Below are 10632 nucleotides of genomic sequence, written 5' to 3' on the forward strand. Positions count from 1 at the left end.
TATTCTCCGGGCCATACGCCGTCATTCGCATAGGTGATCGGGCTCGCCTTCGCATATATAGGGAAGGGGGCCAATGCGAAGAGACGGGGGACGATCATGCACGGGAACAACAAGCTGGGCAAATACAGGCTGATGCGCAAGGATCGGACGACGGCGCGTCATCTGCCTCCGACCGCGCTCGCTTCCCTGAAGACCGTTCGGGATATGTTGCGACGCTATTCTGCCGTTTATATCAAACCGAGTCATGGCACCGGCGGCTACGGCATTTTTAAACTGTCCAGGTTCAAGGGCGGGTACCAGCTCAGACACGGCACCCGGAGCCGCTTCTATCCAAAGCTGGAGCAGGCTTATGCCGCTTTCAACAAGGCGCGGGCGAACAAGACGTACTTGGTGCAAATGGGGATTCCGCTGCTTCGCTACAAACGCCGGCCGTTCGATCTGCGGGTCATGGTCCAGCGGAATCCGAAGGGAGCCTGGGAGGCGACAGGCATCGTCGGGCGGCTTGCCATGCCGAACAAGATCGTGACCAACTATCACAACGGCGGCAAGCCGATGCCGGCCGATACGCTGCTCTCGACTGCCGTTTCATCTGCCCGGCACAGGGGCTACAGGGGGCAGCTCGAAGGGCTTGCGTTGCGCGTAAGCCGCCATCTGAGCGGCTATTTCCCTCGATTCCGCGCCTATGGCGTCGACATCGGCATCGACCGGTCGCTGAAGCCCTGGATCATCGAGGTCAACTCTCGTCCGGACCGATCCATCTTTAACACGCTGTCCGACAAACGCATGTATCGCAAGATCATGGCTTACAGCCGGCTGTCAAAGGCAAGCTCGCCGGTGGTTCGCAAAGCTTCTCGCAAACGTTCCTGATCGATCGCAGCTTGCGGAAACTACGCTCGAGAGAGCGGCATCCTTCGTCGACCGAAGACGCTTGAACCGGCTTTGTCCGCGTCAAGCGTCTTTTTGCGCGACCCCATGAAGCCGAGCAGACGGGGCTTAGCGGACGGCGCCTAATCGTGTTATGTTAAAGAGTGAAAGCGTATTATTCGAATTTTTATCGAATCGAAAGGTGTGGACGCATGTATGCAAAATGATCGGGCCTACGACCGCAACTGGGCAGGCAATTACCGATATCGGGCCTCGGAGCTCGTCATTCCGGCCGGCGTCGAGGAGATTCAGGAACGGGTGGCGGGCAGCCGTCGCGTAAAGGCGCTCGGCTCGCGTCATTCGTTTAACGGGATCGCGGATACCGAGGGCACGATGCTGTCGTTGGAGCGGTTGAACCGGGTCGTCGCGCTTGATAGCGTGAACGGCAGGGTGACGGTCGAGGGGGGCATCCGTTACGGCGAATTGTGCGCCTTCCTGGATGAGCGCGGCTATGCGCTGCCCAACCTGGCTTCGCTGCCGCATATTACGGTGGCGGGCGCCTGCGCGACCGCGACGCACGGCTCGGGCGACCGAATCGGCAACCTGGCGACGTCGGTGCACGCGCTGGAAATCGTGACGGCGAGCGGGGACAAAATCGCGATCTCGCGCGACGACGGAGAAGGACTGCTGGAAGGCGCAGCCGTCGGGCTCGGCTGTCTCGGCATCGTAACCGCGGTCACCCTAAACGTCGTGCCGGCCTTCGACATGCACCAGACCGTCTACGAAAACCTGCCGCTCGCGGCGCTTGAGGACCATTTTGAAGCGATCTATTCGGCGGGGTACAGCGTCAGCCTGTTCACGGATTGGCGCCAGGCGGCGTTTAACCAGGTTTGGTTGAAACAAAAGGCAGAGGACGGCGTGCAACAACCGGCGGAGCCGGCGTTCTACGGCGCGAGCCGCGCGACCGAACGCAAGCATCCGGTACCGGGCATGCCGGCGGACCCTTGCAGCGAGCAGCTCGGCATCGTCGGAAAATGGTACGAGCGTCTGCCGCATTTTCGCATGAACTTCACGCCGAGCGCGGGCGAGGAGCTGCAGAGCGAGTATTTCGTTCCTCGCGCGAACGCGTACGACGCGCTGCGCGCCATCGAGCGGCTGCGGACGCAGATCGCGCCGTTATTGTATATTTGCGAGGTTCGCTCGATCGCCGCGGATGAGCTGTGGATGAGTCCATGCTACGGACGGGATTCGGTCGGCATTCATTTTACGTGGAAGCCCGATCAGGCGGCCGTCTCCCGGGTGCTGCCCCTGATCGAGGAAGCGCTCGAGCCCTATCAGGTCCGCCCGCACTGGGCCAAGCTGTTCGTTATGCCGCCGGCCCGGCTGCGCTCCCGCTACGCCAAGCTGCAGGATTTCGAGCGGCTGATCGCGCGGCTCGATCCGTCCGGCAAGTTCCGCAACGAATATACGGAGCTTTATCTGACGGGAGACGATCGTACCGCTGCGCTGGATCTGGATTAGGGCTGATTAAGGCTTTTTGTCCTTACGATAGCGGCCGGGCGGCACGCCGTAGGCTTGCTTGAACGAGCGGATGAAATAGTTGGGGTCCATGCCGACCTTGCCGGCCAGCTCCGACACCGGGGTGCGCGGATCCTCCTCCAGCCATACCGCGGCCTGATGGAGCCGGATGCGGCGAAGATACGCCAGCGGCGGCTGTCCGTACGCCTCGCGGAACAGGCGCTGGAAATGCTGGACCGAATAGCCGACAGCACCGGCGACGTTGGACATGACGAGCGGCTCGGCGAAATGCTCGTGCAGGTAATGGACGGCGCGCTCGAGCGCGGCGTCGGACAGGCGCGCGCGGGGCGGGGCGGCGGGAGCCGCCGGTCCCTCGGCGAGCGAGCCGAGCAGCACCAGCAGCTCGTAGAGACGCGCCGACAGCAGGTGCGCGGCGTCAGGGTCGGCTCGCCCTGCGAGCTGCCACAGCGCCCGGATGCTTGCGGCCGGCGCTGCCGTATCTTTGAGCGAGAGCGCCTTTCCCAAGGGCAGGCCGCATGCTTCGGCGATGCCCGCGGCGCAGGGCCCTTCGAAGCCGACGAAGCCGAGCAGCCAGGGCTGTTCGGGAATCGGCTCGTAGCGATGCGCTTCGTCGGCGGCGATCAGCAGCGCCTGGCCCGCTTCGATCGACAGCCGATCCCCGTCGGCAAATTCGAAGCGGCCTCGGCCTTCGAAGGACACAAAGCACTGCATGACCGGAAAACCGGCCGGACGGGAGACCGGATGCTGGGCGTGCGCGCCTACGCAATACAGGCTCACCGGGAGCCGCTCGCGGCGAACGGACGGGGACAGCCGGAACGGGAGCTGCATTCATTTCGCCTCTTTCTTCATTTTGTGCTTATTTTAACGTGCATTGTGCTAACGATTATACACGATCCGCGACTACAATCAGACTATAGTTTAGTTTTAAGGCGTTAGCAATGAGCGTGCAAGCACAAGCGCGAAGGAGAGAATCGGGATGGCGAAGCGATACGCGCCGGTGAGCGGCAAAATTCAAGGATTCATGCACGGGGCGGATTACAACCCCGACCAATGGCAGCACGATGAGCGGGTGCTCGAGGAGGATATCCGGCTCATGAAGCTGGCCGGCTGCAACGTGATGGCAGTCGGCATCTTCGCATGGGCGGCGATCGAGCCCGAAGAGGGCCGGTTCGAATTCGGCTGGCTGGACCGCGTGCTGGAGCGGTTCGAGGCGAACGGCATCTATGCCTGGCTCGCGACGCCGAGCGGCGCGCGTCCGGCATGGATGTCCGAGCACTATCCGGAGGTGCTGCGCGTCAACGCCCAGCGGGTGCGCAACCTGCACGGCTTCCGCCACAATCACTGCTACAGCTCGCCGGTTTACCGTGAGAAAACCGCGATCGTAAACGGCAAGCTGGCGGAGCGGTACGCCCGGCATCCCGCGGTCGTCGGCTGGCATATTTCCAACGAGTACGGCGGCGATTGTCATTGCGATTATTGCCAGGAAGCGTTTCGCGAATGGCTGCGGGCCGAATACGGCACGCTGGACGCGCTGAACGCCGCCTGGTGGACGTCCTTCTGGGCGCATACGTATACGAGCTGGTCGCAGGTCGAGTCGCCGTCGCCGCGCGGCGAGAATATGGTTCACGGACAGAATCTCGACTGGAAGCGCTTCGTCACCGCCCGGACCGTCGACTTCTGCGCGCACGAGATCGCGGCGGTGCGACCGTACAACCCGGACCTGCCCGTTACGACCAACCTGATGGAGGGGTACGAAGGGCTCGATTACCGCAAGTTCGCCGACATTCTCGACGTCGTATCCTGGGACGCATACCCGAAGTGGCACGGTGCGCGGGACGACATCGAAGTCGCGGCGTGGTTCGCGTTTAATCACGATTTGTTCCGCTCGCTGAAGGACAAGCCCTTCCTGCTCATGGAGAGCACGCCGAGCATGACCAACTGGCAGCCGATCAGCAAGCTGAAGAAGCCCGGCATGCACAAGCTGGCTTCCTTGCAGGCCGTCGCCCACGGCTCCGATTCGGTGCAGTACTTCCAGTGGCGCAAAAGCCGGGGCTCGAGCGAAAAGCTGCACGGCGCGGTCGTCGACCACGTCGGGCACGAGCATACGCGGGTTTTCTCCGACGTGGCGGAGCTCGGCGAGACGCTGAAGCGCATCGCGGACGCGGCGGGGACCGGCGTGGTCGCCAAAGCCGCGCTGCTGACCGACTGGGACAACCGTTGGGCGGTGGGCGACTCGCAGGGACCGCGCAATGCGGGCGTCCACTACGAAGATACGCTGATGGAGCACTACCGGGTGCTATGGTCGCTCGGCATCCAGGTCGACATCATCGGCTCCGAGGAGGACCGGGATCTGTCCCGTTACGATCTGATCGCGGCACCGATGATGTACCTGTGCCGCGCCTCGGCGGGCGAACGGCTGGAGCGCTTCGTCGAAGGGGGCGGCACGCTCGTGGCCACCTATTGGAGCGGCGTCGTCGACGAGCATGACCTGTGCCATCTCGGCGGCTTCCCCGGGCCGCTGCGCAGGACGCTCGGCATCTGGGCGGAGGAGATCGACGCGCTGTACGACGACGAGCGCAATGCGCTCGTCCCGGTCCCCGGCAACGCGCTTGGTCTCGAGCAGACGTACGCATCGCGGGAGCTGTGCGAGCTCGTGCACCTGGAGGGGGCGACGGCGCTGGCGACGTACCGCGACGACTTCTACGCGGGACGACCGGCGCTTACGGTGAACGCGCTTGGCAGCGGCCGAGCCTACTATCTCGCGACCCGGGCGGACGCCGCGCTTTTGGGCGAGCTGTATGCCAAGCTCGCCGGCGCGCTGTCGCTGCCAAGAGCGATCGCGTCGGATCTGCCGCACGGCGTGACGGCACATGTCCGCACGGATGGCGAGGCCGACTACGTGTTCGTGCAAAATTACAGCGGCGAGTCGCAAAACGTCAAGCTGGACGGCCTGAGCTACCGGGACGCCGAGACCGGGGAGCCGGTAACCGGCAACGAACTGAGCCTGGCGCAGAACGGCGTGCGTGTACTGATCCGGAAGTCCGAATAAGAGCAAGAGCCGGGATCGCTTCCCTATCAGGGGAAGCGATTTTAATTTTTCTCAAGAAAGCGCTATTATAAAATGGGCTTTGGTGCCGGTTTACACATTCTGGAGAGGATGGAGGCGGACGAGATGACGAATGAGCGCGGACTGCCCGATGTGCTCAGAGGCTTGAACGGAAACGCGATCGAGACGGTCGAAGCTTGGCGAAGCGCAAGGAGACCCGAGATTTTGGAGCTGTTCCGCACGCACGTATACGGCAGAGCGCCGGTGGGCCGGCCGGCATCCCTGACTTTCGAGACGGTCGTCACGCCCGGCGCGATGAACGGCGCGGTGGTCCGCAAGCAGGTCGATATGCGCTTTGAAGGACCGGGAGGGACCGGGAAAATTCGCCTGCTGCTATTCATCCCGAGTGGGCAAAAAGGCCCTGTTCCGGTATTTCTGTTCATCAACAATCGGGAAGCCTTGACGACCGATCCGGATCGGCGCGCCGCCGCTGCCTTCTGGCCTGCGGAACGGATCGTCGCCCGCGGCTATGCGGCGGCGGCATTCGACGTCGAGGAGGCGGATCCCGATGTGGACGACGGCTTTAAAGACGGCGTGCACGGCATCTTCGATCGGTACGACGGCGAGCGTCCGCAAGACGCTTGGGCGACGATCGCGGCCTGGGCGTGGGCGGCGAGCCGCGCGATGGATTATTTGGAGACGGATGCCGATCTCGATGCCGGCCGGGTTGCCGTCGTCGGACATTCCCGGGGCGGCAAAACGGCGCTTTGGGCCGGCGCCCTCGACGAACGCTTCGCGCTGGTCGTCAGCAACGAATCGGGCAGCACGGGGGCCGCGCTGTCGAGAGGCAAGCGCGGCGAGACGATCCAGGCGATTAACGATCAGTTCCCGCACTGGTTCAACGGCAATTATAAATCGTTTAACGGCCGGGAGGACGCGCTGCCTGTCGACCAGCATATGCTGATTGCGGCCATCGCGCCGCGCTACGTGTACGTCGCGAGCGCGGTTCAGGATCAGTGGGCGGATCCCGCGTCGGAGTTTGCGTCGCTCGTCGAAGCGGCTCCCGTCTATCGCCTATACGGCTACAACGGATTAGGGGAGTCTTCGTTCCCTGCGCCCGAGTCGCCGCTGATCGGGGAACGGATGGGCTATCATCTGCGCAGCGGCGTCCATGATTTGACGGACTACGATTGGGACAGATTTATGGACTTCGCGGATGCCGGCGCTTTGAAGCGATTCTGAAAGTCCGGGCTTGATTTTTCGTCATAATGGGTCCGATTCGCCGTTTTAACGATATCCCCTTCAAACAGGTGACGTCCCAATCGCTCAATCTGCGGTCGAAGAGAGGGCGCGGTCCGATTGCGTAGTCGCTTTCCTGAACGAAGGGGATATCTTTCAAATGAGCGAAATTGCCCTATCGTCCGATGTCGCGCCGGCGGTTCGCCCTTCGTCGTCCGTCGGCATCGTTCCGCGCTCGGTCGGGGCGTGCCCGTATATATTGCGATAGGCCCGAAAGAAGGAGGAGTAGTGGCCGAAGCCCGCGCTTAAAGAAGCGGCGCTTGCGGTCTCGCCCTGCATCATAAGCTGCCTGGCGAGCGCGACGCGTTTATGGATGACGTAGTTGCCGACGGTCGTGCCGGTCGCCTTGCGGAATATTTTGTTCAAATGATGCTTGCTGACGAAAAAACGGGCGGACAGCTCGTCAAGCGAGATGTCCTCGGCGATATGGGCGTTCAGATAGCCGATGATTCGTTCGACGGTCTGCCTCGGACGCTCCTCTCCCTCGGCACGTTGGATCGTCCTGCGCATATGGAGCAGCTGCGACAGCAGCGCGCCAAGCCGGATGCGCAGCGACAGGTCACGGATGTCTTCGCTCATCCCGGCGCAAGCGACGAGCTGCTCGACGTAGTCCTTGAGGCCGAACCGGTCGGCATCGGTAAAATAAATGTCTTCGGGGCCGGCGGCATCGTGGAACGGCGACAGCAGCAAGTCGCGTTCCTCGGGCCGCAGCATGGCGGCCTCGAAGTGTACCGCGAAGCGCTCGTAGGGACGATCGCTCTCCACCCTGGCGCCGTGAAATACGTTGGGAGAAATCAACAGCAGACTGTTTGGCTGCGGTACATAGTTGACGCCTTCGACGAGGTAGCTCGCCTCCCCTTCGACAAAATAATAGAGCTCGTAATGGGGATGGCAATGCAGCGCGTAAGCGTCGGTTTTGCATCTGTCCAGGCCGTGATGAAAGTAAATGTATTTTGTGTGCAGCTGCGTTAAATTTCCCATGACTCGCGCCGTCCTTTTCGAAAGGGATTTCAAAACCGCTAGATTTGCAATTTCAGTCGTGCTTTTCACAATAGCTGCCGGGCCTCGATTCACTATACTTAAAGGTAGCACAAATCCGGCAGTAAATACGAGGAGGAAGTGGAAGCCATGAAGCTGGGCGCGCAGCTGTATACCGTAAGATCTTATCTCCAGACGGAGGCCGACATTCGCAGATCGCTAGAGCGGATAGCAAAAATCGGGTATACATCGATCCAGGTGTCTGCGATGGGCAGCATCGCTCCGGAGACGCTGAGGAGCGTTTGCGACGAGCTGGGCCTCACGATCGCGCTGACGCATGTAAGCGCTGACCGCTTGCTGAACGACACCGCGGCACTCATTCGGGAGCACGATATTTTAGGTTGCAAATATATCGGTCTCGGCGGGCTTGCGGAGAAATATCGGACGGCGGAATGGTACGAATACTTCGCTCCGGACTTCCGCAAGGCTGCGGCCGAGCTTGCCGACGCCGGCAAGCTGTTCATGTATCACAACCACAACTTCGAATGGCAAAAAATCGGCGGCAAGCGGCTGATCGAACGGCTGGTCGAAGACTTCTCGCCGCAGGAGATGGGTATCACGCTCGATACTTATTGGGTGCAGGCTGCCGGCGCCGACGTCGTCGAATGGATCGGGAAGCTCGCCGACCGCATCCATTGCGTCCACCTCAAGGACATGGACGTGCGCGGCATGGAGCAAGTCATGGCGCCGGTCATGGCGGGCAACATGAACTTTCCCGCGATCCTGGATGCGATCGAGCGGGCGGGTACGACCGAGTATTTGCTGGTCGAACAGGATACGTGCGAGGGCAGTCCGTTCGATTGCCTGGACACCAGCTATCGCAATCTCGCGGCACTCGGCTATCGCTGACGGCCAATACCGGATAAGGGAGCGTTCAAGAGATGAACCAACTGAAGCTCGGCATCATCGGCATGGGGAACATGGGATCCTCGCATGCGAAAAAAATTGTGGCGGGCGCCGTGCCCGAAGTGCTGCTTACCGCGGTCGCCGAGCGCGAACCGGATCGGCTCGCGCAGGCCAAAGTGTACCTGCCCGCGCAGACCGCGCTGTTCGATTCCCCTGAGGCGCTTATGGACAGCGGGCTGTGCGACGCCGTGCTGATCGCGACGCCGCATTACGAGCATCCGGAGCTCTCGATCAAGGCGTTCGAGCGCGGCCTGCACGTGCTGTGCGAGAAGCCGGCGGGTGTATACGCCAAGCAGGTGCGGGAGATGAACGAGCGGGCCAAGGCGACCGGCGTCGTGTTCGCGATGATGTTCAACCAGCGGACGAACCCCGTTTACCGTAAAATGCACGAGCTTGTGAACGGCGGCGAGCTGGGCGCGATCAAACGCGTCAACTGGATTATTACGGACTGGTACCGGACGCAGGTGTATTACGATTCGGGGAGCTGGCGGGCGACCTGGGCCGGCGAAGGGGGCGGGGTGCTGCTCAACCAGTGTCCGCACAACCTGGACCTGCTGCAGTGGATTTGCGGCATGCCGAGTCGCGTCCGCGCCTTCTGCCATAACGGCAAATGGCACGATATCGAAGTCGAAGACGACGTCACCGCCTATCTCGAGTTCGAGAACGGCGCGACCGGCGTATTCGTGACGAGCACGGCGGATTGCCCGGGGACGAACCGGCTCGAGATCACGCTCGAGTGGGGCAAGCTCGTCTGCGAGAACGACAAGCTTACGCTCTACAAGCTCGACCGCAACGAGCGCGAATTCTGCTTCGACAAGACGGTCGGCGGCTTCGAGCGCCCGTCCTGGGCGGTGCAGGAGATTGAGACGGAGGGTGAAAACTCGCAGCATCTCGGCGTCATCGCCGCCTTCGCGGGACGTATCCTGAACGGCACGCCGCTCACGGCGGACGGGGCGGAGGGCATTCGCAGCCTCGAGCTGTCCAACGCGATGCATCTGTCCAGCTGGCAGGGGCGCACGATCGACATGCCGCCCGACGAGGATCTGTTCCTCGCGGAGCTGAACAAGCGCGCGGCCGCATCGCGGCATAAGACGGGGAGCGGCGCGGTGTTCAGCACGGAAGGGAGCTACGGATCATGAGCGAAACGCAAAAAAGCGACGGCATGAACTATGCGCCGAAAGGGAAGCCGAGTCCCGTCGTCTCGCCGGGCGAATTCGCGTTCGCGGCGATGGCCCTCGACCACGGCCATATTTACGGCATGGCGAACGGATTGACGGAGGCCGGCGCGACGCTGAAGTGGGTGTACGACCGCGACCGGGAGAAGGCCGAGCGCTTTGCAAAGTCGTTTCCCGGCGTTCGGATCGCGGACAGCGAGTCCGAGATTTTGGACGACCCGGAGATCGGGCTCGTCGCGGCGGCGGCCGTGCCTTCCGAGCGGTGCGCGCTCGGACTGCGCGTCATGGACGCCGGCAAGGACTACTTCACGGACAAGACGCCCTTCACGACGCTTGAGCAGCTGGCTTCCGCTCGGCAAAAAGCGGCGGAAACCGGACGCAAATATATGGTCTATTACAGCGAACGCATTCACTCCGAAGCGGCCGTCTACGCGGGACAGCTCGTGCGGGACGGCGCGATCGGACGCGTGATCCAGGTGATCGGGCTCGGTCCGCATCGGCTGAATGCGCCGAGCCGGCCGGAATGGTTTTTCCAAAAGGAAAAGTACGGCGGCATTCTGTGCGACATCGGCAGCCATCAAATCGAGCAATTTTTGCATTATGCCGGCTGCGCCGACGCGAAAGTGCTGCAGAGCAAGGTGTCGAATTACGCGAACCCGGAATACCCGGAGTTGGAGGATTTCGGCGATGCGACACTCGTCGGGGATAACGGGGCCACGCAGTACTTCCGCGTCGACTGGCTGACGCCGGACGGCCACGGCACCT

Annotated in this window: 9 protein-coding genes; 7 read left to right on the forward strand and 2 right to left on the reverse strand. The window is 62.1% G+C overall.

Going from position 1 to position 10632, the window contains the following annotated elements; all coding sequences use genetic code 11:
* Positions 1 to 96: 96 nt before the first annotated feature.
* The gene (locus KVT38_RS14705; protein WP_217594475.1) at positions 97 to 867 is read left to right on the forward strand and encodes a YheC/YheD family protein; all 771 of its coding nucleotides are present in this window, start codon (positions 97 to 99) and stop codon (positions 865 to 867) included.
* Between the two features lie 213 nt (positions 868 to 1080).
* A complete protein-coding gene (locus tag KVT38_RS14710) occupies positions 1081 to 2385 on the forward strand; it encodes an FAD-binding protein (protein WP_217594476.1) in 1305 nt (434 codons plus the stop codon).
* A gap of 6 nt (positions 2386 to 2391) precedes the next feature.
* Here the strand turns inward: KVT38_RS14710 and KVT38_RS14715 are convergent, their stop codons facing one another.
* Positions 2392 to 3231: an AraC family transcriptional regulator gene (locus tag KVT38_RS14715; protein ID WP_217594477.1), complete on the reverse strand. Its 840-nt coding sequence runs from the start codon at positions 3229 to 3231 to the stop codon at positions 2392 to 2394.
* A 148-nt stretch (positions 3232 to 3379) separates the two neighbouring features.
* Between KVT38_RS14715 and KVT38_RS14720 the strand changes: the two genes are divergently transcribed.
* Together KVT38_RS14720 and KVT38_RS14725 are read left to right on the forward strand one after the other, a co-directional pair.
* Positions 3380 to 5452, forward strand: a complete 2073-nt coding sequence (locus KVT38_RS14720; RefSeq protein WP_217594478.1) for a beta-galactosidase — start codon at positions 3380 to 3382, stop codon at positions 5450 to 5452.
* A 123-nt stretch (positions 5453 to 5575) separates the two neighbouring features.
* Positions 5576 to 6691, forward strand: coding sequence for a glucuronyl esterase domain-containing protein (locus tag KVT38_RS14725; RefSeq protein ID WP_217594479.1), 1116 nt, complete (start codon positions 5576 to 5578; stop codon positions 6689 to 6691).
* Positions 6692 to 6844: 153 nt separating this feature from the next.
* Here the strand turns inward: KVT38_RS14725 and KVT38_RS14730 are convergent, their stop codons facing one another.
* Positions 6845 to 7729, reverse strand: coding sequence for a helix-turn-helix domain-containing protein (locus tag KVT38_RS14730; RefSeq protein WP_217594480.1), 885 nt, complete (start codon positions 7727 to 7729; stop codon positions 6845 to 6847).
* A 147-nt stretch (positions 7730 to 7876) separates the two neighbouring features.
* On the opposite strand from KVT38_RS14730, the gene KVT38_RS14735 reads away from it, so the two are divergent.
* From KVT38_RS14735 to KVT38_RS14745, 3 genes are all read left to right on the forward strand, one after another.
* The gene (locus tag KVT38_RS14735) at positions 7877 to 8635 is read left to right on the forward strand and encodes a sugar phosphate isomerase/epimerase family protein (RefSeq protein ID WP_217594481.1); all 759 of its coding nucleotides are present in this window, start codon (positions 7877 to 7879) and stop codon (positions 8633 to 8635) included.
* A gap of 32 nt (positions 8636 to 8667) precedes the next feature.
* Positions 8668 to 9831: a Gfo/Idh/MocA family protein gene (locus KVT38_RS14740; protein WP_217594482.1), complete on the forward strand. Its 1164-nt coding sequence runs from the start codon at positions 8668 to 8670 to the stop codon at positions 9829 to 9831.
* Positions 9828 to 10632: Gfo/Idh/MocA family protein (locus tag KVT38_RS14745; protein WP_217594483.1), on the forward strand; the 805-nt coding region annotated here is incomplete at its 3' end. The genes KVT38_RS14740 and KVT38_RS14745, both read left to right, overlap by 4 nt.

Origin of the sequence: Cohnella sp. GbtcB17 (assembly GCF_019091135.1) — a bacterium.
Taxonomy (GTDB): domain Bacteria; phylum Bacillota; class Bacilli; order Paenibacillales; family Paenibacillaceae; genus Cohnella.